21 protein-coding genes are annotated in these 21,758 nt (G+C 73.1%); 13 read left to right on the top strand and 8 right to left on the bottom strand.

Translation table 11 applies throughout. The features are described from left to right. Nucleotides 1–17 precede the first annotated feature (17 nt). Entirely contained in the window at nt 18–1,133 is a 1,116-nt protein-coding gene (locus CLV70_RS20170) for a mannose-1-phosphate guanylyltransferase (RefSeq protein WP_106128084.1), read from the top strand. Here the strand turns inward: CLV70_RS20170 and CLV70_RS20165 are convergent. Genes CLV70_RS20165 through cofD form a run of 3 tightly spaced genes read right to left on the bottom strand, consistent with a single transcriptional unit; the run spans nt 1,124 to nt 3,653 of the window. Further along, the gene (locus CLV70_RS20165) at nt 1,124–1,684 is read right to left on the bottom strand and encodes an NUDIX hydrolase (protein WP_106128083.1); all 561 of its coding nucleotides are present in this window, start codon (nt 1,682–1,684) and stop codon (nt 1,124–1,126) included. The two genes, CLV70_RS20170 and CLV70_RS20165, sit on opposite strands and share 10 nt — an antisense overlap. Continuing rightward, a complete protein-coding gene (locus tag CLV70_RS20160; protein WP_106128082.1) occupies nt 1,681–2,697 on the bottom strand; it encodes a coenzyme F420-0:L-glutamate ligase in 1,017 nt (338 codons plus the stop codon). The genes CLV70_RS20165 and CLV70_RS20160 overlap by 4 nt, the downstream gene beginning before the upstream one ends. Further along, complete coding sequence (gene cofD, locus CLV70_RS20155; protein WP_106128081.1) at nt 2,697–3,653, bottom strand: 2-phospho-L-lactate transferase; 957 nt, start codon at nt 3,651–3,653, stop codon at nt 2,697–2,699. The genes CLV70_RS20160 and cofD overlap by 1 nt, the downstream gene beginning before the upstream one ends. 131 nt (nt 3,654–3,784) lie before the next feature. Between cofD and CLV70_RS40445 the strand changes: the two genes are divergently transcribed. The 3 genes from CLV70_RS40445 (at nt 3,785) to CLV70_RS20140 (ending at nt 8,182) form a co-directional block, all read left to right on the top strand. Then, on the top strand, nt 3,785–4,831 hold the full coding sequence (locus CLV70_RS40445; protein ID WP_245908340.1) for a hypothetical protein: 1,047 nt from the start codon (nt 3,785–3,787) through the stop codon (nt 4,829–4,831). A gap of 80 nt (nt 4,832–4,911) precedes the next feature. Beyond that, nucleotides 4,912–7,410, top strand: coding sequence for a bifunctional FO biosynthesis protein CofGH (locus tag CLV70_RS20145; protein WP_106128080.1), 2,499 nt, complete (start codon nt 4,912–4,914; stop codon nt 7,408–7,410). 514 nt (nt 7,411–7,924) lie between these two features. After that, nucleotides 7,925–8,182 carry a WhiB family transcriptional regulator gene (locus CLV70_RS20140; RefSeq protein ID WP_043522029.1) on the top strand — a complete coding sequence of 86 codons (258 nt, stop codon included), beginning with the start codon at nt 7,925–7,927 and terminating at the stop codon, nt 8,180–8,182. A 33-nt stretch (nt 8,183–8,215) separates the two neighbouring features. On the opposite strand, the gene CLV70_RS20135 is transcribed toward CLV70_RS20140, so the two are convergent. Continuing rightward, nucleotides 8,216–8,701 carry a metallopeptidase family protein gene (locus CLV70_RS20135; protein ID WP_106128079.1) on the bottom strand — a complete coding sequence of 162 codons (486 nt, stop codon included), beginning with the start codon at nt 8,699–8,701 and terminating at the stop codon, nt 8,216–8,218. A 186-nt stretch (nt 8,702–8,887) separates the two neighbouring features. On the opposite strand from CLV70_RS20135, the gene CLV70_RS20130 reads away from it, so the two are divergent. Then, a complete protein-coding gene (locus tag CLV70_RS20130) occupies nt 8,888–9,253 on the top strand; it encodes a DUF3499 domain-containing protein (RefSeq protein ID WP_023358955.1) in 366 nt (121 codons plus the stop codon). Nucleotides 9,254–9,416: 163 nt separating this feature from the next. Here CLV70_RS20130 and CLV70_RS20125 read toward each other — a convergent pair whose 3' ends face one another. Next, the gene (locus tag CLV70_RS20125) at nt 9,417–10,280 is read right to left on the bottom strand and encodes a polysaccharide deacetylase family protein (RefSeq protein WP_106128078.1); all 864 of its coding nucleotides are present in this window, start codon (nt 10,278–10,280) and stop codon (nt 9,417–9,419) included. A 160-nt stretch (nt 10,281–10,440) separates the two neighbouring features. Here CLV70_RS20125 and CLV70_RS20120 point away from each other — a divergent pair, with 160 nt between their 5' ends. Then, a complete protein-coding gene (locus CLV70_RS20120) occupies nt 10,441–10,956 on the top strand; it encodes a GNAT family N-acetyltransferase (RefSeq protein WP_106128077.1) in 516 nt (171 codons plus the stop codon). Beyond that, nucleotides 10,950–11,699 carry a class I SAM-dependent methyltransferase gene (locus tag CLV70_RS20115; RefSeq protein ID WP_106128076.1) on the top strand — a complete coding sequence of 250 codons (750 nt, stop codon included), beginning with the start codon at nt 10,950–10,952 and terminating at the stop codon, nt 11,697–11,699. Before CLV70_RS20120 ends, CLV70_RS20115 begins: the two co-directional genes overlap by 7 nt. Here CLV70_RS20115 and CLV70_RS20110 read toward each other — a convergent pair. Genes CLV70_RS20110 through CLV70_RS20100 form a run of 3 tightly spaced genes read right to left on the bottom strand, consistent with a single transcriptional unit; the run spans nt 11,668 to nt 14,881 of the window. Next, the gene (locus CLV70_RS20110; protein ID WP_106128075.1) at nt 11,668–12,039 is read right to left on the bottom strand and encodes a DUF779 domain-containing protein; all 372 of its coding nucleotides are present in this window, start codon (nt 12,037–12,039) and stop codon (nt 11,668–11,670) included. The two genes, CLV70_RS20115 and CLV70_RS20110, sit on opposite strands and share 32 nt — an antisense overlap. Continuing rightward, nucleotides 12,039–13,562, bottom strand: coding sequence for an aldehyde dehydrogenase (gene adh / locus CLV70_RS20105; RefSeq protein ID WP_106128074.1), 1,524 nt, complete (start codon nt 13,560–13,562; stop codon nt 12,039–12,041). Before adh ends, CLV70_RS20110 begins: the two co-directional genes overlap by 1 nt. A 38-nt stretch (nt 13,563–13,600) precedes the next feature. Next, nucleotides 13,601–14,881 (bottom strand): GAF domain-containing protein, encoded by a 1,281-nt coding sequence (locus tag CLV70_RS20100; protein WP_106128073.1) that lies wholly within the window; start codon nt 14,879–14,881, stop codon nt 13,601–13,603. A gap of 107 nt (nt 14,882–14,988) precedes the next feature. On the opposite strand from CLV70_RS20100, the gene nfi reads away from it, so the two are divergent. The 6 genes from nfi to manA all read left to right on the top strand — a co-directional run bounded on the left by nfi (nt 14,989) and on the right by manA (nt 20,926). Further along, nucleotides 14,989–15,645, top strand: coding sequence for a deoxyribonuclease V (nfi, locus tag CLV70_RS20095; protein WP_106128072.1), 657 nt, complete (start codon nt 14,989–14,991; stop codon nt 15,643–15,645). A gap of 95 nt (nt 15,646–15,740) precedes the next feature. Continuing rightward, entirely contained in the window at nt 15,741–17,120 is a 1,380-nt protein-coding gene (locus CLV70_RS20090; RefSeq protein WP_106128071.1) for a phosphomannomutase/phosphoglucomutase, read from the top strand. A 49-nt stretch (nt 17,121–17,169) separates the two neighbouring features. Continuing rightward, complete coding sequence (locus CLV70_RS20085) at nt 17,170–17,352, top strand: Trm112 family protein (protein ID WP_106128070.1); 183 nt, start codon at nt 17,170–17,172, stop codon at nt 17,350–17,352. A 187-nt stretch (nt 17,353–17,539) separates the two neighbouring features. Beyond that, on the top strand, nt 17,540–18,766 hold the full coding sequence (locus CLV70_RS20080; protein WP_106128069.1) for an SIS domain-containing protein: 1,227 nt from the start codon (nt 17,540–17,542) through the stop codon (nt 18,764–18,766). Next, complete coding sequence (locus CLV70_RS20075; protein WP_106128068.1) at nt 18,763–19,722, top strand: cation diffusion facilitator family transporter; 960 nt, start codon at nt 18,763–18,765, stop codon at nt 19,720–19,722. The genes CLV70_RS20080 and CLV70_RS20075 overlap by 4 nt, the downstream gene beginning before the upstream one ends. Before the next feature lie 40 nt (nt 19,723–19,762). Beyond that, entirely contained in the window at nt 19,763–20,926 is a 1,164-nt protein-coding gene (gene manA / locus CLV70_RS20070) for a mannose-6-phosphate isomerase, class I (protein ID WP_106128067.1), read from the top strand. Nucleotides 20,927–21,758: the final 832 nt, after the last annotated feature.

The raw sequence follows: 21,758 nt of genomic DNA, 5'->3' as shown, positions 1-21,758 counted from the left end.
CGTTACAATGCGTGCGCATGAGTGAGAATCGGGGCGGGCTGTACGCCGTCATTCCCGCAGGTGGCAGTGGAACACGTCTATGGCCGCTGTCCCGCGCCGGTCACCCCAAGTTCCTGCACCCGCTGACCGGCACCGACGCCTCGCTGCTCCAGGCGACCGTGTCCCGGCTGCTTCCACTGGCCGACCCGGCCCAGGTGTTCGTCGTGACCGGGGTGGCCCACGCCGCCGCGGTGTCGCGCCAGCTCGCCGCCGTACCGGAGGAGAACATCCTCGTCGAGCCGTCGCCGCGCGACTCCTGCGCGGCCATCGCCCTGGCCGCGGCGGTGATCGCCCGGCACGACCCGGAGGCGGTCATGGGCGCGTTCGCGGCCGACCACCTCATCGCCGACGGCGAGCGCTTCATCGGGGTGATCGAGGAGGCCATGGCCGGCGCGCGCAAGGGCCTGCTGATGACGCTGGGCATCACCCCGACCCGGCCCGAGACCGGCTACGGCTACGTCCAGTGCGGCGGCCCGATCGGCCAGGGTTCGGCGCTCGCGGTCGAGGAATTCAAGGAGAAGCCCTCGTACGAGGTGGCCGAGGGCTACGTGAAGTCCGGCAACTACCTGTGGAACGCCGGCATGTTCGTGTGGCGCGTCGACGTGTTCCTCAGCGAGCTCGCCCGCCAGCAGCCGCAGCTGCACGCCGGCATCTCCCGCATCGCGCAGGCCTGGGACTCCTCGGCGCGTGAGGAGGTGCTCGGCGAGGTGTGGCCGCTGCTGCCGCGCATCTCGGTCGACTACGCGGTGATGGAGGGCGCGGCGGCGGTCGGCCGGGTCGGCACGGTCCCCGGCGACTTCGGCTGGAACGACGTCGGCGACTTCCACACGCTCGGCGAGGTGCTCGCCTCCGACTCGGCCGGCAACGTGGTCGTCGGCAAGGACGCCATGGCGACGCCGGGTGTCATCCTGCGCGACTCGGAGAACCTCGTCGTGGTGCCCAACTCGGGCCGCCTGGTCGCGGTGCTCGGCGTCCGCGACCTGATCGTGGTCGACACCCCCGACGCGGTGCTGGTCTGCCCCCGCGACCGCGCCCAGGAGGTCAAGTCGATCGTCGACGAGCTCAAGGAAAAGGGCGAGAACAGCTACATCTGAGGCACGCGGGCGAAGGCCGGGGCGAGCTGCTGCACCACGCCGCTCGCCAGCGGGGACGGCAGCGCGTCGGCGGTGAACCAGGCCAGGTCCGCCGACTCGTCGCTGATCCGCTCCACCGCGCCCGCCGGGCACACCGCCACGAACCGCACGTCGTAGTGCCAGGACTCCCCGGCCGGCTGACCGTCGGCCGGGGCGCACCGCACCGCGTGCACGTCCACATCGATCGGTACGGGGTCGAGCCGCAGTCCGTCGATCCCCGACTCCTCCGTCGCCTCGCGCAGGGCGGCCGCCGCCAGGGTCGCGTCGCCCGGCTCGCAGTGGCCGCCGACCTGCATCCACAGGCCCAGCCGGCCGTGCAGGCACAGCAGCACGCGGCGCCGCTCGTCGACGATCAGCGTGCTGGCGGTGACGTGCCCCGGCCGGTGCGCCCGGGTCATCGCGACCGGCCCGGCGCCGAGCAGCTCGACCGTACGCTTGCGCGCGACCGCGGCCGCCTCGGACGTGGGCTCCCAGCCGGACAGCACGGCGGTGGCGTCGTCGAAGAGGGTCACAGCGCCGCCCCGGACACCGCGATCGTCGCCCCGCCCTCGTCGTAGGCCACGGCGGACGCCAGCCCCTCCGCGGCCAGCGCGGCCCGAAGCCGCTGCACGTCGGCGCCGAAGCGCATCAGGCCCGCGGGACGGCTGTCCGTGACCGTGCAGCGCAGGGTCTGCGGCGAGGGCACGGCCACCGCACCCGCCAGCCCGGCCGTGGCGATCGCCCGCCGCACCGCCCCGGGGCTCGCCGGAGTGTCCGTCGCCGCCTCCGGAAGGGTGGCCGCCGTGCGCAGTCCCTCGGCGTGGGCTTCCGCCGTACCCAGGGAGAACATGTCGTCGGCAGCATCCCGGAGCAGAACGCCGGCGCCGGGGGTCTCGGCGCGCCCGGCGCCCGGGTAACCGCGCACCACCGCGACCGGCACCTGGTCGCACTTGCCCTTGACCAGCTCGCCGGCGGCGGCCAGCTCGTCGATCACCGCCATCTGGGTGAGCTGCAGCTCGTTGCCGTACGGATCGATCTCGCCGCGATGGTCGCGGAACGGCTCGATGCCGGCCGCGCCGAGCGCGACGTCGGTCAGGCCGTTGCGCCAGGTGCGGCCCATGGTGTCCGAGATGATCACGCCGACCCGCAGGCCGCGCGCCGCGAGCGCCGCCCGCAGCCGCCGGGCCGAGTCGTCGGGCGACTCCGGCAGCAGCACCAGGTGGGTCTTGTCGACGTTGGACGCGTCGATGCCCGCCGCCGCCATCACGAAGCCGTGGTGGGTCTGCACGATCGCGGTCGATCCGCGCCGGGCGACCACCCGGCGCGTCTCGGCGTCGAGCACCCGCTCCCGCGCCCGCTCCCGCTCGGGGCCGTCGGCGGGCACCTCGACCAGCCGGCCCTCGGCCTTCGACACGATCTTGCTGGTCACCACGAGCACGTCGCCGTCGCGCAGCCACGGCGCGTTGCGGCTGATCAGCTCGGCCAGGTCGTCGCCGGCCGTCACGTCGCCGATGCCGCGCACCGGCAGGATCTCCAGCCCGTCCATCACGCCACCCCCGCCAGCTCCAACGCGGCGGCGACCATCGCGGACGTCGCCTCCTCGTCGGTCATCCACAGCGGCACAGCCCTCGTGCGTACGCCGGGGACCTCCGCGCCGGCGTCCACGGTGTCGACCAGCCAGCCGTCGAGCAGGCCGTCGCCGCCGCGGGGGCCGTACAGCCCGCCCACACCGGCCGCGCTGACCTCGACGCCGACCGTGGCCAGGCAGCGGTCCGCCATGCCGCGCACGGGCGCCCCGCCGATGATCGGCGACACCCCGACGACCGGCGCCGGTCCGTCCGCCACGGCCTCCCTGAGCTGGGGTACGGCCAGAATCGGCGCGATCGAGACCACCGGGTTGGACGGCGCCACGAGCACCACGTCGGCGCCCGCCACCGCCTCCAGCACCCCGGCCGCGGGCTTCGCCGCCTCGGCCCCGACGAACACGAACCGGTGCGTCGGGACGTCGCCGCGGTAGCGCACCCACCACTCCTGGAAGTGGATCGCCTTGCGCTCGCCCTCGACGTCGGCGACCACGTGGGTCTCGAGCCGGTCGTCGGTGGCCGGGAGCATCGTGATGCCCGGCTGCCACCGGTCGCAGAGCGCCGCCGTCACCTGGGACAGCGGGAAGCCGGCGTTGAGCATGGTCGTCCGCACCAGGTGGGTGGCGGTGTCCTTGTCGCCGAGGCCGAACCAGGTGGGCTCGGCGCCGTACTTCGCCAGCTCCTCCTTGACCACCCAGCTCTCGCCGACCCGTCCCCAGCCGCGCTCGGGGTCGGCCGCGCCGCCCAGCGTGTACATGACGCTGTCGAGGTCGGGGCAGATCTGCAAGCCGTGCATCCGTACGTCGTCACCGACGTTCACCACCGCCGTGACCTCGGCTCCGATGCGCCGCGCCTGCGCGCGCACGCCCATCAGGAACCGGGCGCCGCCGATCCCCCCGGTCAGGACCACGATCCGCATCCGACCATCCTTGCGCACGCCCGGCCGATCCGCGGCCTCCGGGTCACCGGTGTGACGCGGATATCGGGAGGTGACCCATGCCCTAGCATGAGCCGACCAGCTCCCACCATCGGCCGATCAGGAGTCCCGCTGTGACCAGCCCCCCGCCGCCACAGCCCGAACCGGGACGGCCCGTGCTCCCGGTGCTGCGCCCGCTGCGCGATCTGACCGCGTACGCCTTCGTCGCGGCGCCCGCCGTCTGGCTGTTCGTGGCGATCATCCGGCTCATCCCGTCCGGGGTGGGGCAGGACTTCCTGACCCGGGTGCAGAACAGCTTCTACAGCTACGTCAACGTCGAGATCGTGCTGCTGCCCCTGGCGGCGGTGCTGCTGTCGACGCTGATCGAGCCCCGGCACCGCCAGGCCCGGCTGATCACCCTGGTGGCGCTGATCGAGTACGCGGTGGCCGGCGCGTTCGCGGTCCTCTTCGGCTTCCTCATCGGCATCGTGAAGATCGCCGGTTTCAGCATCCGGGTGGCGTTCGAGGAGCTCCTGGTCCGGGCGGCGTGGCTCGCGGTGTTCGCGGTGGCGGCGTACGCGGTCTTCGCGATCTGGCGCAGCCTCTACACCACGCCGCGCCCCAAGCCGCAGCCCCCCGGCACCTACGGACAGCCGCAGTGGGGCCAGCAGCCGTACGGCCAGCCGGGCTACCCGCAGCCGGGGCAGCCGCAGCCCGGCCAGCCGGGATTCCCTCCGGGGCAGCCCGGGTTCCCGCCCGGATATCCGCAGCCCGGTCAGCCTCACCCCGGTCAGCCTCAGTCGCAGCCGTGGGGTATGCCGCAGCCTCAGCAGCCCCCGGCCCCTCCCGCCTCCGCGCCTCCCGCTTCCGAGCCGCCCTCCTACGGGCCGCCGGCCTCCCCGCCCCAGGCCTCCCCGCCCCAGGCCTCCCCGCCCCAGGCCTCCCCGCCCCAGGCCTTCGCGCCGCCGGCCTCGGCGCCTCCCGCTCCTGGCACGCCGCCGGGGCCCTACGCGCCGGCTCCCGGGAATCCGCACGCTCCCGGCACCGCGCCCTCCTACGGCCCGCCGCCGGGCGGACCCGCTGCCCACGGCGGTCCGGCCGATCCGACGCAGGCGATCCCGGCCCGGACGGAGGACGACGACAGCACCCGGGTCCTCCGCGAGGAGCCACCCAAGGCGTGACCGCGGGGCGTGTCCCAGACCACTCCCGCTCCGGCGGTGCCCTGGGGGCAGGCGAGCTTTTTCCGGCCTAGGCTGCACGGGTGGCAGCCGAGGACATCCCGCCGACCGAAGCCAGCATCCGCCGCGCCCTCAAGCGTGCCGCCGACGGCAGGGCGATCGACGCCGGCGAGGCGACCGCCCTGTTGGCGGCCGAGGGCGCGCTGCTCGACGAGCTGCTCACGATCGCCGGCGGCGTGCGCGACGCGGGGCTGCGTGAGGCCGGGCGCCCGGGCGTCGTCACGTACTCGAAAAAGGTCTTCATCCCGCTGACCCGGCTCTGCCGCGACCGCTGCCACTACTGCACCTTCGCGACCGTGCCGCACCGGCTGCCGGCGGCGTTCCTCGAGCGCGACGAGGTGCTGGCCATCGCGCGCGAGGGCGCCGCGCAGGGCTGCAAGGAGGCGCTCTTCACGCTGGGGGACCGGCCCGAGGAGCGCTGGCCCGCCGCCCGGCAGTGGCTCGACGAGCGCGGCTACGACTCCACCCTCGACTACGTGCGCGCGTGCGCCATCGCCGTACTGGAGGAGACCGGCCTGCTGCCGCACCTCAACCCCGGGGTGCTCGGCTGGGCCGACCTGCAGCGGCTCAAGCCGGTCGCGCCCAGCATGGGGATGATGCTGGAGACCACCGCGACCCGGCTCTGGTCCGAGCCGGGCGGCCCGCACTACGGCTCGCCGGACAAGGAGCCCGCGGTCCGGCTGCGGGTCCTCGACGACGCCGGCCGGGTCGGCGTGCCGTTCACCACCGGCATCCTCATCGGCATCGGCGAGACCCGCGCCGAGCGCGCCGACGCCATCTTCGCGATGCGGCGCTCCGCCCGGGAGTACGGCCACATCCAGGAAGTCATCATCCAGAATTTCCGCGCCAAGCCCGACACGGCGATGCGCGGCATGCCCGACGCGGAGCTGCGCGAGCTGGCGGCGACGGTCGCGGTGGCCCGCGTCCTCATGGGCCCGCGCGCCCGGATCCAGGCCCCGCCCAACCTCATCGCCGGCGAGTACGACCTTCTCCTGCGCGCCGGCATCGACGACTGGGGCGGCGTCTCGCCGGTGACGCCGGACCACGTCAACCCCGAACGGCCGTGGCCGCAGATCGATCAGCTCCGCGAGATGTCCGCCCGGTCCGGCTTCGCGCTGCGCGAGCGGCTGACCATCTACCCCGAGTACGTCCGCCGCGGCGAGGGCTGGCTCGACCCGCGCCTCGCCGCGCACGTCGCGGCGCTCGCCGAGCCGTCCGGGCTGGCCCGGGAGGACGCGATGCCGGCGGGCCTGCCCTGGCAGGAACCGGACGACGGGTTCGCGGGCGGCCGCACCGATCTGTTCGCGACCATCGACACCGAGGGCCGCACCGCCGACCGCCGCGGCGACTTCGACTCCGTCTACGGCGACTGGACGGAGGTCGCGGCGCACATCACCACCGACGCGACCGAGCGGATCGAGACCGACGTCCTCGCCGGCCTGAAGCTCGCCGCCGAGAGCCCCGCGAAGCTGCTCCTGCCCGAGCACGAGGACAAGGCGATGGCCCTGTTCCACGCGGACGGCTCGGCGCTGGAGGAGCTCGCCCGCATCGCCGACGACCTGCGGCGCGACGTCAACGGCGACGACGTCACGTACGTGGTGAACCGCAACATCAACTTCTCCAACGTCTGCTACGTCGGGTGCCGCTTCTGCGCCTTCGCCCAGCGCGAGAAGGACGCGGACGCGTACCGCCTGTCGGTCGAGCAGGTCGCCGACCGGGCCGAGGAGGCGTGGCGGGACGGCGCCACCGAGGTCTGCATGCAGGGCGGCATCGACCCCAAAATGCCGATCACCGCGTACGCCGACCTGGTGCGGGCCGTGAAACAACGCGTGCCGGGCATGCACGTCCACGCGTTCTCGCCGATGGAGATCGTCACCGCCGCCGCGAAGGCGGGCGTCCCGGTGCGCGAGTGGCTGACCGAGCTGCGCGAAGCCGGCCTCGACACGATCCCGGGCACCGCCGCCGAGATCCTCGACGACGACGTCCGCTGGGTCCTCACCAAGGGCAAGCTCCCGGCCGCCGCCTGGATCGACGTGGTGACGACGGCCCACCAGGTCGGCATCCGCTCCAGCTCCACGATGATGTACGGCCACGTCGACCACCCCCGCCAGTGGCTCGGCCACTTCCGGGTCCTCGCCGGCGTGCAGGACGTGACCGGCGGCTTCACCGAATTCGTGGCGCTGCCGTTCATCCACACGAACGCCCCGATCTACCTGGCCGGCATCGCCCGCCCCGGCCCCACCCGGCGTGAGAACAGGGTCGTGCACGCCATGGCCCGCATCCTCCTGCACGGCCGCATCGACAACATCCAGTGCTCCTGGGTGAAACTCGGCGACGAGGGCACGATCGCGATGCTCAACGGCGGCTGCAACGACCTCGGCGGCACCCTGATGGAGGAGACCATCTCCCGGATGGCCGGCTCGGAACACGGCTCGGCGCGCACGGTGTCGGAGCTGAAGGAACTGGCGGCGGCAGCGGGCCGCCCGGCGGTCCAGCGCACCACCGTCTACGGCCGCCAGTAGCAGCGCCGGCGCGGCCCGGCGGTCGCTGCGGGCGGTCGCTGCGGCCGGGCGGTCGGTCGGGTGGGCGGTCGGGCGGTCGTTGCGGTCGGGCGGCCGGCGAGCCGAGTCCCCCTTCCCCGCGCGCCTCGTCGCGCGGGTGGGATCCGGGCGCCGGTTGGCCGCGGATCCGCTCTGCGTACCCGTGTCGGAGGTCCGGTTCGGTTGCGGGCTAGCCGACCCACTGGTCGCAAGATTACAAATGGGGGTAATTTGGACGCGACGCGCCGACTGTGCGTTACCTCTCGGCGGCTCTGAGAGATAGGGCTGGAACGGGACCGTGAGGTGACGTCGGCGCCTCGAGATAACGGGCCTATTTATCAGGTTCGGCTTGACGACGCACGTCTTACACGCGTGTAATTTCGGTGGGGTTGTGGGAAAGCGGCGCCGCGAACCGCGTATTTCCCGCAAGAAACACGCCGCGTGCGTGGGGGGTCAGCGCTGGCATCGCTGCCGGCGCGGAAAAGGAGGCACGCCGATGGAAGCGCAGGTAGAAGGAGTGGACCTGCTCGGGGACGCGCCCGAGTGGCAAGAACGGGCGCTGTGCTCGCAGACCGATCCTGAGGCATTCTTCCCGGAGAAGGGCGGTTCGACCCGCGAGGCCAAGCGCATCTGTGGCCGCTGCGACGTGAAGACGGAATGCCTCGAGTACGCGCTGGGTCACGACGAACGTTTCGGCATCTGGGGCGGCCTTTCCGAACGGGAACGCCGCAAGCTCAAGCGCCGGGTGGCGTGACCGCGGCTCTCGTGCGGACGCCGGGGGGCCGTCCTACGAGAGTTCGTCCGGATCGACGCCGAGCAGGTTGGCGACCTGCTCGATGATCACATCGTGCACGAGGTCGGCGAGGTCCTCGCGGTCCATCGCCCGGAATTCCAGCGGCCGCCGGTAGAGCACGATCCGCGGCGGCAGCTCCTGGCGACCGGGCCGGCCCGGCAGCAGGCGGGCCAGCGGCACCTCGCCGTCCTCGAGCACGTCGGAGTCGTAGACGTTGAGGTCCGGCGGCACGTCCTCGACCGCGAACTCCACGCCGGCGAGTTCCTTCGCATACCGGCGCTCGAGGCTCTCGACCGTGTCCAGCACGAGATCGTCGAAGATCTCCGCTTTGGTACGGGCGAGCGGCACGGTCGCCGGGACGAGCCGGCCGCGCAGCCCACGGCCGTGCCGGTCGCGGCGGGCGGGGCGGCCCGGGCCGGGATTGCGCGCGGGCCGGCCGGGGTCGGATCCGGCCCGGCGGCGGTCGGGACTGGTGGTCACGCGACCAGCCTAGCCCGCGAAGCCCGTCGTACGTGGTCAGGCTGTGTCGGCCGCGTTTCGTCACCGGGAATTCGCCCCATTGGGACGGCGTGTCGGAACGCCATGACGAAATCGTGATGCATGGTGGGTCGGCGTGTCGCGCGACCATCGGCCCCGCGCGAGCGCGCTTAGAGATAACGTGCCGCCGTGAGGTCCCCACGGCGCTGCTCCCGCAATGGCTGTCCCCGACAGGCGGTCGCCACCCTGACCTACGTCTACAGCGACTCGACGGCCGTGGTGGGCCCGCTGGCCGCCTTCGCCGAACCGCACACGTACGACCTCTGCGAACCTCACGCCCGCAGCCTCACCGCGCCCCGCGGCTGGGAACTCGTCCGGCACGACGGCGACTTCGCGCCCCCGCCGCCCACCACCGACGACCTCGTGGCCCTGGCCGACGCCGTCCGCGAGGCGGCCCGCCCGGCCCCGCCGCCACGCCCGGAGGAGCACGACAACCTCCCGGGCCACCAGACCGGCCGCCGCGGCCACCTCCGCGTCATCCCGCCCTCCCACTGACCCGCCGCCCGCCCCAGCGCCCGGCCCGCCCCGCCCCAGCCCGCTCGCCCCGGCCAGCGCCCGGCGCTCGCCCTGAGCGGCGCCCGTCCTGAGCGGCGCCCGTCCTGAGCGGCGCCCGTCCTGAGCGGCGCCCGTCCTGAGCGGCGCCCGTCCGGCCAGGCGGTCAGGGCAGGGCGATCAGCGTGTACCGCTGCTTGAGCCACGGGATCAGCTTCTCGTACGCCCGGATCGTGTCCGGCTGCCCGTAGTCGTGGGAGAGCACGATCGCCCCCTTGCCCACGTGCTTCTTCACCGCGCGGATCACCTTGGCCTCGTGCGCGCCGTCCGGCTCGCCCGGCCGGTGTTCCCAGTCGCGCGGGTCGACCTGCCAGTAGATCGAGGTCATGCCGAGCTTGCGGGCCTCGGCCACGAAGGCCGGGGTGAAGTTGCCGCCGGGCGCCCGCATGTACCCGATCGTCGCGCCCGGCACGGCGGCGCGGATGGCGTCGTTGGTGCGTTGCAGGTCGGCGCGGATCACCGAGGGCTTCTGCCGGCCGAGGGTCAGGCTGTGCCGCCAGCTGTGGTTGCAGAGGGTGTGGCCTTCGGCGGCGATGCGGCGTACGAGGTCCGGGTGTGCCGCCACGTTCTGACCGACCAGGCAGAAGGTCGCCTTGACGTGGGTCCGCGCGAGCAGGTCGAGCATCTTCGGGGTCTGCACCGGGTCGGGGCCGTCGTCGAAGGTCAGCGCGACGCCCGCCTGCCCGGTCTTCATGAGACTGTCCGCCGGCCCGTCCTGGTGCCGCTTCTTCTTGTGCGGCGCCCGCTCGGTCACGACGGAAGCCGGCACGTGCGACGGCGAGGCGGAGTGTGCGGGGGAGTGCGAAGGGGACTGGGAGACGACGACCTCGGGCGGGCGCGAGGCCGACGGCGACGGGGCTGCCGGTGCGGCGGCGACCCAGCTGGGCCGGCCCTCGGTGGCGACCGCGGTGCCGCAGCCGGCCAGTCCGAGGAGCCCGGCCAGGGCCACACCGATCATGAGGGTACGCATCGCGCCGACTCCGTCCGCCGTACGTCGAATCAGGACGGGGAGAAATATGCTGCCGTCACGCCGCGACGGGAGCGTCCCGGCGCAGGCGTGGCACGGTTCGGGGAGAAGGTGTAACTCTGGTGAGGTGACGCGGGCCGGGATCCTCGGCGAAGCTGGCGGGATGAGCATCGCGATGCGCCCGGTCGCCGAGAGCGACCTGCCCCTGTTCCGGCGGATGACCCACGACCGGGAACTGGTCTGCAACAACTGGTACGGCTTCCGCGACCCCACCGGCCCCGAGCGGCGCTTCGCCAAGGACGGCTATCTGGGCGCCGACGACAGCCGGGTCATGGTGCAGGCGGACGACGAGACGGCCGGGCTGCTGTCGTGGACCGCGGGCGAGTCCGGCCCCGGCGGACGCTACTGGGAGATCGGCATCCTGCTGCTGCCGGAGTGGCGCGGCCGGGGCATCGGGTGGCGCGCCCAGGCCATGCTCTGCGACTACCTGTTCGCGAACACCACGGTGCAGCGGATCCAGGCGGGCACCCAGCCCGAGAACATCGCCGAGCAGAAGTCCCTGACGAAGGCCGGCTTCACCTTCGAGGGTGCGATCCGCGCGTGCGAGTTCCGGGCGGCGCAGTGGCGCGACGTGCTGCTCTACAGCCGCCTGCGGACGGATCCGGCCGTGGCATGGTGACCGATCCCTGGTCCGAGGTGGCCGAGGAGTGGGCCTCGGCGTGGGGCGACTTCCCCGAGCCGGCGTGGCGGGCGGTCCTCGAGCACGGCGGCGTCGGGGCGGGCGCGCGTGTTCTCGACGTGGGCTGCGGCAGCGGCGAGTTCCTGGCCTTCTGCGACCGGCGGGGGCTGCGGACCGCGGGCATCGATCCGGCGCCGGGCATGGTGGCGCTGGCGCGCCGGCGCACCGGGGACGTACGGCTGGGCGGCGCCGAGAAGCTGCCCTGGGGCGACGCCACCTTCGACCTGGTGACCTCCTTCAACGCCCTGCAATTCGCCGAGGACACCGACGACGCCCTGGCCGAGATGGTGCGGGTGACGGTTCCGGGCGGCCGGGTCGCGGTGGCGAACTGGGCGGAGGCGGCCCGCAACGACCTGCGCGTCCTGGAGGAGGCGCTGGACGACGACCCGCCGCCGCCCGACGGGGAGCTGCGGTTGCCCGGCGGCCTGCGCGAGCTGCTCACGGACGGCGGCCTCGACGACGTCGTGGAGGGCCTGGTGGCCGTGCCGTGGCGGGCCGCCGGTGACGACGAGCTGGTCCGGGGCATCCTGCTGGGCGAGGACCCCGGCGCGGCCGGCGCGGTGCTCGCCGCTGCCCGGCCGTACCGGAATCGGGATGGGGGTTATCTGCTGGTGAACCACTTCCGTTGGGCGGTCGGCAGGAAGGGCCCGGTCAGGGAAGGGCCGCCAGCTCCTCCGGCGTGAGCACCCGGCTGCGGATGAGGAAGCGCACCCCCTCGGGCGCCTCCAGGCTGAAGCCGCTGCCGCGTCCCGGCACCACGTCCACGGTCAGGTGGGTGTGTTTCCAGGCCTCGAACTGGGCGGTGCTCATCCAGAACGACACCGGTTCCGCCACCCCGTCGATGCGGAGCTCCTCCAGCAGGACGTCGCTGGAGCCGGTGCGGAACTCGCCCTCCGGGTAGCACATCGGCGCGCTGCCGTCGCAGCAGCCGCCGGACTGGTGGAACATCAACGGCCCGTGCTGCCCCCGCAGCGAGCGGATCAGCTCCGCCGCCGCGGGGGTCACGTCCACCCGGGCACCCATCAGAAGAAGCCCATGGCCTTGGGGGAGTAGCTGACCAGCAGGTTCTTCGTCTGCTGATAGTGGTCCAGCATCATCTTGTGGTTCTCCCGGCCGATGCCGGACTGCTTGTACCCGCCGAACGCGGCGTGCGCCGGGTACAGGTGGTAGCAGTTCGTCCACACCCGACCGGCCTTGATGTCGCGGCCGGCCCGGTAGGCGAGGTTCATCTCCCGGGTCCAGACGCCGGCGCCCAGGCCGTACAGGGTGTCGTTGGCGATCTTGATGGCGTCGGCGTAGTCGGTGAAGGACGTCACCGACACGACCGGGCCGAAGATCTCCTCCTGGAAGATGCGCATCGAGTTCGCACCCTCGAAGATCGTCGGCTGGACGTAGTAGCCACCGGACAGATCCCCGCCGAGGTCTGCCCGGGCGCCACCGGTGAGCACCTTCGCGCCCTCCTGCCGTCCGATGTCGAAGTAGGACAGGATCTTCTCGAGCTGGTCGTTCGAGGCCTGGGCGCCGACCTGGGTGTCCGTGTCGAGCGGGTTGCCCTGCTTGATGTTCTCGACCCGCTTGACGCCGGCGGCCAGGAAGTCCGAGTAGTGGCCCTGCTGGATCAGCGCGCGCGACGGGCAGGTACACACCTCGCCCTGGTTGAGCGCGAACATCGCGAAGCCCTCGAGCGCCTTGTCCATGAAGTCGTCGTCCGCGCGGCTGACGTCGGCGAAGAAGATGTTCGGGCTCTTGCCGCCGAGCTCCAGGGTGACCGGGATGATGTTCTCGGAGGCGTACTGCATGATCAGGCGGCCGGTGGTGGTCTCACCGGTGAAGGCCACCTTCGCCACCCGCTTCGAGGACGCGAGCGGCTTGCCCGCCTCGACCCCGAAGCCGTTGACGATGTTGAGCACGCCCGGCGGCAGCAGGTCCGCGACGAGCGACATCCAGTAGTGGATCGACGCCGGCGTCTGCTCGGCCGGCTTGAGCACCACCGCGTTGCCGGCGGCCAGCGCGGGGGCGAGCTTCCAGACCGCCATCAGGATCGGGAAGTTCCACGGGATGATCTGCGCGACCACGCCGAGCGGCTCGTGGAAGTGGTACGCGACGGTGTCGTCGTCCAGCTCGCCGAGCGAACCCTCCTGCGCCCGCAGCGCCCCGGCGAAGTAGCGGAAGTGGTCGATCGCCAGCGGGATGTCGGCGGCCATCGTCTCGCGGACCGGCTTGCCGTTCTCCCACGTCTCCGCGACGGCCAGCTTCTCGAGGTTCGCCTCCATCCGGTCGGCGATCTTGTTGAGGATGTTCGCGCGCTCGGCGGGCGACGTGCGGCCCCACGCGCCGGCCGCGCCGTGCGCGGCGTCCAGCGCCCGCTCGACGTCCTCGGCGGTGCCCCGGGCGACCTCGCAGAAGTTCTGCCCGGTCACCGGCGACGGGTTCTGGAAGTACTGGCCCTTGACCGGCGGCACGTACTCGCCACCGATCCAGTGGTCGTACCGGGATTCGTAGGTGACGATCGCGCCGTCGGTACCGGGCGGGGAGTAGACAGACATGAAGCACGACCTCCGTATCCGTGGTGGATACGCGGACGCTAATGACGGGCACGTTGCACGAACGTTGCAAGCCCGTAATCGGCGGTGAGCTCGGAGATCCGCTCGGCGGCGAGGAGGCGGGCGGGGGAGGCGGCCGGCAGCGCGGCGGCGTAGACCTCCCACATCTGAAGGTCGTCGGCGCCCCAGGCGGTGGCGAGCCAGGTCTGGATCAGGCGGTGGTCGCCCGCCGCGAGGATCGCCGTGCGCAGGCGGGAGTCGAGCAGGCGGCGCAGCCGCACCACCCCGGGCGCGTCCGACGACGGCAGCAGCGGCCCCGGGTAGGCGGCCAGCGCCTCCCCGGGCCGGCCCTGCTCCAGCAGCCGGGTCACCTCGAGGAAGTCGGCCGAGACCTCGCCCCGCAACCGGTAGGGGCGGGAGTCCAGCAGCGAGGGCCCGAGGATGCGGCGCAGGCGGGACAGCTCAGCGCGTACGGTGACCGGATTTTGATCGTCGGCATAAAGATCGAAACCCAACTGATCTCCCGTACGCCCACCGGGGTGGACCAGAAGCAGGCAGAGGAGTTCCGAGTGCCGGCGGCCGAGCCGCAGGCGGCGGCCACCGACCGCCACGACGGCGTCTTCGCGCCCTAGCACCGACACCGTGGTGGTGTCCGGCGCCGGCCTCAGCCGGGTACCGAGATAGGCCTCGGCGGCGAGCGCGGTGGCCCGGACCAGCGCGAGGCTGTGCGGGTTGGCCAGGTGGTCGCCGCCGGTCACGTCGATCGCGCCGAGCAGCGCCCCGGTCGCCGGGTCGTGGATCGGCGCCGCCGCGCAGGTCCACCGCTGGACGCCCCGGCTGAAGTGCTCGGTGGCGAAGATCTGCAGCGGGTGGTCGACGGCGAGCGCGGTGCCGGGCGCGTTGGTGCCGGCGTGCGCCTCGTCCCACCGCGCGCCGGGCACGAAGTTCATCGACTCGGCGCTGCGCATCGCGGACGCGTGCCCCTCCACCCAGAGCAGGCGGCCGTGCGCGTCGCAGACCGCCATCAGGTGGTCGCCGTCGTCGGCCAGCCCGCCGAGCAGGTCCCGGAACATCGGCAGCACGCGGGCCAGCGGGTGCGCCGCCCGGTACGCCTCCAGCTCGCCGTCGCTGAGCTCGATGGGCGCCCGGCTGTCCGGGCTGAGCAGGGCGCCGGCCGAGCGCCGCCACGAGTCGGCCACCACGGATCGCACCTGGTCGACGGGGGTCTCCCCGGTCACGAAGAGCTCGTGCGCGCGGCCGACCTGGCTGATCCGCTCCGCGGGGTCGGTGCCGAGGTCGAGGGCGAGCCAGGGATTGGGCATGCGCGCACCTCCAGACCCCATCGTGACCCGCATCACGCTTTCGGACAACACCTGGGCGCTATCCACAGGTCCCGCTCAGCTCCGGCGTACCCGCATAGGCTGGCGGCGTGGATGCGACAGCTCTCTATGGCGAGCAGGAAGCCCTGGCCACCCAGGACGCCCTCCGGTCCCGGCTCATCCTCGGCAACGGCCCCACCGCCCCGGCCACCGTCGCGGGGCTGGACGTCGCCTACCACGAGGACGGCGTACGGCTGGCCGCGGCGGTGGTCGTCCTCGATGCCGCCGACCTGCGGGTGCGGGACACCGCCGTGGTGCGCGGCGAGGCGGCCTTCCCGTACGTGCCGGGCCTGTTCGCCTTCCGCGAGGTGCCGGCGCTGCTGGAGGCGCTCGGCAAGCTCACCGTCCGCCCCGACGTTCTCGTCTGCGACGGTCACGGCCTCGCCCACCCCCGCCGCTTCGGGCTCGCCTGCCATCTGGGGGTGCTCACCGGCCTGTCGTCGTACGGGGTGGGCAAGACGCCGCTGGTCGGCACGTGGGAGCAGCCGGACGACCGCCGGGGCGCGCGTGCCGACCTCGTGGACGCCGGCGAGACGGTGGGGGCGGTGCTGCGGACGCGCCAGGGGGTGAAACCGGTGTTCGTGTCCGTCGGACATCGGATGGACCTCGACGGCGCGTGCGCGTTGACTTTGCGGCTCGCATCGCGGTTCCGGCTGCCCGAGACGACCAGGCTCGCCGATCGGGCCTGCCGCGACGCGTTGCGGTAACCGCACCGAGATGGTGACGCCGCGCGAATGCGACCTGGCGGCTACCCGCGCTCCGTTAGTCTCGGCGGGACCAGATTTCTGCCGAGGGGTGCGCGTTGACTGATCTGTCCCAGCTCGTGAAGGCGTACGACGTGCGAGGCGTCGTGCCCGACCAGCTCAACGAGACCGTGGCCCGGGCCCTGGGCACCGCCTTCGTGGAGATGCTGCGGGAGTCCGGCGACGACGCCGAGAAGATCGTCATCGGTCACGACATGCGCGAGACCGGCCCGGCGCTGGCCACGGCGTTCGCCGAGGGCGCGAATTCCGCCGGTGCCGCCGTCGTGCACATCGGCCTGGCCTCCACCGACCAGCTGTACTACGCCTCCGGGTCGCTCGGGCTGCCCGGCGCCATGTTCACCGCCAGCCACAACCCGGCGCAGTACAACGGCATCAAGCTGTGCCGCGCCGGCGCCCGGCCGGTCGGCCAGGACAGCGGCCTCATCATCGTCCGGCTGCGGGCCGAGGAGCTGCTGGGCGACCTCGACGCCGTCGCCGGGATGCCCGAGCGGATCGAGCACCTCGACCTGCTCGAGGGGTACGCGAAGCATCTGCGCTCACTCGTCGACCTGAGCCGGATCCGCCCGCTCAAGGTGGTCGTCGACGCCGGCAACGGGATGGGCGGCCACACGGTCCCCGCCGTGCTGGGCGAGCAGCTGCTCCCGGCGCTGCCGCTCGAGATCGTGCCGCTGTACTTCGAGCTGGACGGCTCGTTCCCCAACCACGAGGCCAACCCGCTCGACCCGGCCAACCTCGTCGACCTCCAGGCGGCCGTCCGCGAGCACGGCGCCGACCTGGGCCTGGCGTTCGACGGCGACGCCGACCGCTGCTTCGTCGTGGACGAGAACGGTGACCCGGTGTCGCCGTCCGCGATCACCGGCCTGGTGGCGAAGCGGGAGCTGGCGAAGTTCCCCGGCGCCACCGTGATCCACAACCTGATCACGTCCGCGGCGGTGCCGGAGATCATCACGGAGAACGGCGGCAAGCCGGTGCGCAGCCGGGTCGGCCACTCCTTCATCAAGGCCGAGATGGCCCGCACCGACGCGGTGTTCGGCGGCGAGCACTCGGCGCACTACTACTTCCGCGAGTTCTGGTTCGCCGACACCGGCATGCTGGCCGCGATGCACGTGCTGGCCGCGCTCGGCGGCCAGGACGAACCGCTGTCGCACTTCGCGGCCGAGTTCGAGCGCTACTCCGCCTCCGGCGAGATCAACTCGACGGTCGCGGACGCCGCGGCGAAGATCCACGAGGTGCGCGCGGCGTTCCCGGACGCCACGTTCGACGAGCTCGACGGGATGACCGTGCACCTCGGTGACGGCTCGTGGTTCAACCTGCGCGCCTCCAACACCGAGCCGCTGCTGCGCCTGAACGTCGAGGCGCCGAAGCCGGACCGGATGGCGGTCCTGCGCGACGAGGTGCTCGCCATCGTCCGCGGGTAGCTAGGATCGCGGGGTCAGACTCGACCCCGCGTACCCAAGGAGCCGTTCGGTGGCCCTCGACCCGCACCTGCTGGACATCCTGGCCTGCCCGGACACGCACCACGCCCCGCTGGAGTACGACGCGGCGGGGCAGACGCTGACCTGCACCGAGTGCGGGCGCGTCTTCGAGGTGCGCGACGACATCCCGGTGCTGCTCCTCGACGAGGCCCGGCCCGGCTCCGGCCCCGCCTGACCCGCCGGCCGGGCCCGGTCGTACCGGGCGGGTCACACCGCCCGCCGCTGCGCGGTGCGCGACGGCGTCCACGGTTAGGATCACCTGGTCCCGTCCCGCGTACGTGAAGGAGCCGCTCGGTGGCCCTCGATCCGCAGTCGCCGGAGATCACGGCCCGCCCGGCCACGCCGCTCGGGGAGGTGTCCTGATGGCGAGCCCTGACGACGGCACGGCCGGGATCACCGGCCGTCGCGTCGCCGACGAGTCGCTGCTCGAGGACGAGAAGGCGATGCTCGCCAAGGACCCCGGCGGGATGCTGCGGGCCACCGCGTCCGCCGGCGCCCAGGTCCGTGAGTCGGCCGCGCTGGCCGCCGAGGCCAACCTGGGCCTGCTCGCCGATGATGGCCGCCCCCGCGCGGTCGTCGTCGCCGGCATCGGCACGGCCGGCCTGACCGGCAACATCCTGGCCACCGTCGCCGGGCCGCGCTGCCCGGTCCCGGTGATCGGGCACCGCAGCGCGGGCGTGCCGGGCTGGGTCGGCGCCGCCGACGTGGTGATCGCCGTGTCCGCGTCCGGCCGCAGCCCCGAGGCGCTGGCCGCCGCCGACGCCGCGGCCCGCCGAGGCGCCCGGCTCGTCGCGATCGGCAACCCCGACTCTGAGTTGCAGGCCGTCGCCGAGCGGGCCCGGGCGCCGTTCATCCCGGTGCCGCGGCGCGCGCCCGCCCGGGCCAGCCTGTGGGGCCTCGCGGTGCCGGTGCTGCTCGCCGCCCGCAGCCTCGGCCTGGTCAAGGTCAACGAGGCCGACCTCGCCGAGACCGCGTCGCGCCTCGACGCCGACGCCGAGCGCTGCCGTCCGGGCGCCGAGTCGTTCGTCAACCCGGCGAAGTCGCTCGCCCTCGACCTGGCCGGTTCGGTGCCGATCGTGTGGGGCTCGTCCCCGCTCGCCACGGTCGCCGCCCGCCGCTTCGCCGACACGCTCGCCGCGAACGCCCGCTACCCGGTGATGGCCGGCGCCCTGGGCGAGGCCGGCCGGGGCCGGGTCGGCCTGCTCGACGGCCCCTTCGGCGGCCTGGCCGAGTCGACCCGCGACATCTTCGCCGACCCCGGCGATGACGACGACGCTCCGACGACGCGTTTGCGCCTGGTCATCATGCGCGACGGCGGCCTCAACCCGGAGGAGGAGGCCGACGAGCCGATCGCGGTGGAGGAACGCCGCGCCGACGCCGTCCAGGTCCTCGCCGAGCGCCGCGGCGTGCGCTGCGACGTGGTGACCGCCGAGGGCGGCTCCGCGCTCGAGCGGCTCGCGTCGCTGACCGCCGTACCGGACTTCGCGTCCATCTACCTGGCCCTGGCCCACGGCCTCGACCCCATGGCCGTGCCGGCCATCAACGAGATGAAGGAACTGTCGAATCCCATGCCCGAGGCACTGCAGTGAGCGCCGGCGGAGGCACCAAGGCGATCGTCGCGGCGCTGGCCGCGAACCTGGGCATCGCCGTCACCAAGCTCGTCGCCTGGATCCTGACCGGCTCGTCGTCGATGCTGGCGGAGGCCATCCACTCGGTCGCCGACTCCGGCAATCAGGCGCTCCTGCTGCTCGGCGGCAAGCGGGCAACCCGCAAGGCCACCCCGGAACACCCTTTCGGGTACGGCCGGGAGCGCTACATCTACGCGTTCATCGTCTCCATCGTGCTGTTCAGCGTCGGCGGCCTGTTCGCGCTGTACGAGGCGTACCACAAGCTGCACGAGCGTGAGGGCATCCACGAGTGGCAGTGGGTGCCGGTCGCCGTGCTGGTGGTCGCCATCGGCCTGGAGAGCTTCTCGTTCCGTACGGCCATCCAGGAGTCGAACCACGTCCGCGGAAACACCTCCTGGGTGAACTTCGTGCGCCGCGCGAAGGCCCCGGAGCTGCCGGTCGTGCTCCTCGAGGACGCCGGCGCGCTGCTCGGCCTCATCTTCGCGCTGTTCGGCGTGGTGCTCACGCTGATCACCGGCGACGGCCTCTGGGACGCCGTCGGCACCGGGATGATCGGCCTGCTGCTCGTCGCGATCGCGGCCATCCTGGCGATCGAGACGAAGAGCCTGCTGCTGGGCGAGGGCGCCAACCCGGAGGACGTGGCGTCGATCGAGCGGGCCATCCTCCAGGGCGACGGCGTCGAGCGCATCATCCACATGAAGACCCTGCACCTCGGCCCCGAGGAGCTGCTGGTCGCGGCGAAGATCGCGGTCCCGGCCACGGAGAGCGCGGCGGAGGTGGCCCGGCACATCAACGAGACCGAGGCCCGCATCCGCGAGGCGCTGCCGATCGCCCGGGTCATCTACCTGGAGCCGGACATCTACCGCCCGGCCAAGGCGGCGCAGTCGTCCCCGGCGGACCCGGCCGTCGCCACCTGAGCGGCGTTCCTCCACGACACACGGAAACGGGGGCGGCCCGGTGGCTGCTGTACTACCGCTCACCGGCGTGATCAGGCCGTACGCCTGGGGTTCACGCACCTCGCTGGCCGAGCTCCAGGGCCGCCCGGCGCCGACCGGCGAGCCCGAGGCCGAGCTGTGGCTGGGCGCCCACCCCGGTGACCCGTCGACGGTCGCCGGGGACGAGGGGCCGGTCAGCCTCGCCGACCTGATCGCCGGCGACCCCGACGGCCAGCTCGGCGCCGGGACAGCCGCGGAGTTCGGGGCACGCCTGCCGTACCTGATGAAGGTCCTCGCGGCGGAGTCTCCGCTGTCGTTGCAGGCGCACCCGGACGCCGACTACGCCCGCGAGGCCTTCGCCGCCCAGGAGGCCGACCCGAACGCCCCGAGGAACTACACGGACGCGTACCACAAGCCGGAGATGCTGGTCGCGCTCACGCCGTTCGAGGCCCTGTGCGGCTTCCGCGACCCCCAGGAGTCGGCGGACGCCCTGGACGCGTTCGGCATCCCCCGCCTGAAGCCGGTCACCGACTCCCTGCGCCGGGGCGCGCCCGGCCTGCGCGACGCCGTGCACACGCTGCTCACGTGGCCGGCGGACGACCGCGAGGCGCTGATCGCCGAGGCCGTGGCGTCGGGGGCGTCGGCGCTGGCGTCGGCCCTGGCCACCCCGTACCCACGGGACCCGGGCGTGCTGGTCGCGCTCCTGCTCCACCACGTACGCCTCCAGCCCGGCGAAGCCATCTGGATGCCGGCGGGCAACCTGCACGCGTACCTGACCGGCACCGGCGTCGAGATCATGGCGGCGAGCGACAACGTCCTCCGCGGCGGCCTCACCCCGAAACGGGTGGACGTCGACGAACTCCTCAACGTGCTGCGCTTCGAGGTCCTGACCGACCCGATCCTGCCCCCGACCGCACTCGCCCCGGGCGTCACGACCTGGCAGGTCCCGGTCCGCGAGTTCGCCCTCTACCGGCTCGACCTGGGCCCGGCAACCCCGCCGCTGAGCCTGCCGGCCGAGGGCCCCCGCATCGTCCTCGGCACCCAGGGCGACGTGTACGTGGCGGAGGCGGTGGACGGCACCCCGGTCGAACTCACCCCGGGCACGGCCGCCTACCTCCCGGCCAAGACCGGCCCGGCCACGGCCGCGGGCGTAGGCCAGCTCTTCCTGGCCGCTCCCGCCCCATAACACCCGCGGCGGACGGCCTCCGGCCCCCTCGCCCGTGACCCGCGCAGCGAACGGAGCGGGGACTGCGGGTGTCGCGGTGCACGTGGCTTCCGGCGCCCGCTCGTGACACGCGCAGTGGACGCCCTCCGGCGCTCGCCCGTGACACGTGCATCAGGCGGCCCTCCGGCCCTCGCCCGTGACACGTGCATCAGGCGGCCCTCCGGCCCTCGCCCGTGACACGCGCAGTGGACGGCTTCCGGTGCTCGCCCCGTGACACGCGCAGCAGGCGGCCCTCCGGCGCTCGCCCGTGAGACGCGAGGCGGACGCGTTCCGGCGCCCGCCCGTAACACCCTCGACGGCCGCCCTCCGTCCTCGGCTTGAGGAGCGCCACCGACGAGCATCGGGCAACCGCCCAAGACAAAAACGGAAATTTCAGGATTTGCTTGACAGGTGCGTGTGCGCAGTGTGAAGCTATAACCACGCAGCGTCATTGGTGATCGGGGGGTCCCACGGACGCGCGCGGTACCAAACCGGGGGGATGAACGGGGCGGCAGGTCTTGACCTGCCGCCCCGTTCGCTGTCCGTCCTCGCCCGCGACCTGCTTCCGTGTCCGACGCTCGGGGCTCGGGCCGCGCTCGGGTCCGTCGTCCGAGGTTGCTGCCTGTGAGGCACTGTCCGGGATCTGTCAGCCGGGACCCGCGGCTGTCGCCGCACGCGCGTGCGGCTCGCGACCGGGCTTGCCGTCGAGGAGCGCGGGTCTTGCCGGGTCCGGCACGATCGGCGCGCCGCCGTCGGGCGGTCCGGAGTCTCGCTGGTCGCGTCCGCGTGGGGGCTGTGGGCCGGTGGTGCGGTC

The organism is Pseudosporangium ferrugineum, assembly GCF_003002065.1.
Classification (GTDB): Bacteria; Actinomycetota; Actinomycetes; order Mycobacteriales; family Micromonosporaceae; genus Actinoplanes; species Actinoplanes ferrugineus_A.
This window is presented reverse-complemented; position numbering and strand designations above follow the sequence as displayed.

What these genes read in the sequence shown, in the direction of transcription:
- CLV70_RS20125 (WP_106128078.1), bottom strand. Translation starts at nt 10,280, where the DNA reads ATGCGTACCCTCATGATCGGTGTGGCCCTGGCCGGGCTCCTCGGACTG.
- CLV70_RS20115 (WP_106128076.1), top strand. Translation starts at nt 10,950, where the DNA reads ATGGTGACCGATCCCTGGTCCGAGGTGGCCGAGGAGTGGGCCTCGGCG.
- CLV70_RS20160 (WP_106128082.1), bottom strand. Translation starts at nt 2,697, where the DNA reads ATGGACGGGCTGGAGATCCTGCCGGTGCGCGGCATCGGCGACGTGACG.
- CLV70_RS20120 (WP_106128077.1), top strand. Translation starts at nt 10,441, where the DNA reads ATGAGCATCGCGATGCGCCCGGTCGCCGAGAGCGACCTGCCCCTGTTC.
- CLV70_RS20100 (WP_106128073.1), bottom strand. Translation starts at nt 14,881, where the DNA reads ATGCCCAATCCCTGGCTCGCCCTCGACCTCGGCACCGACCCCGCGGAG.
- CLV70_RS20170 (WP_106128084.1), top strand. Translation starts at nt 18, where the DNA reads ATGAGTGAGAATCGGGGCGGGCTGTACGCCGTCATTCCCGCAGGTGGC.
- CLV70_RS20140 (WP_043522029.1), top strand. Translation starts at nt 7,925, where the DNA reads ATGGAAGCGCAGGTAGAAGGAGTGGACCTGCTCGGGGACGCGCCCGAG.
- CLV70_RS20110 (WP_106128075.1), bottom strand. Translation starts at nt 12,039, where the DNA reads ATGGGTGCCCGGGTGGACGTGACCCCCGCGGCGGCGGAGCTGATCCGC.
- cofD (WP_106128081.1), bottom strand. Translation starts at nt 3,653, where the DNA reads ATGCGGATCGTGGTCCTGACCGGGGGGATCGGCGGCGCCCGGTTCCTG.
- adh (WP_106128074.1), bottom strand. Translation starts at nt 13,562, where the DNA reads ATGTCTGTCTACTCCCCGCCCGGTACCGACGGCGCGATCGTCACCTAC.
- CLV70_RS20080 (WP_106128069.1), top strand. Translation starts at nt 17,540, where the DNA reads ATGGCGAGCCCTGACGACGGCACGGCCGGGATCACCGGCCGTCGCGTC.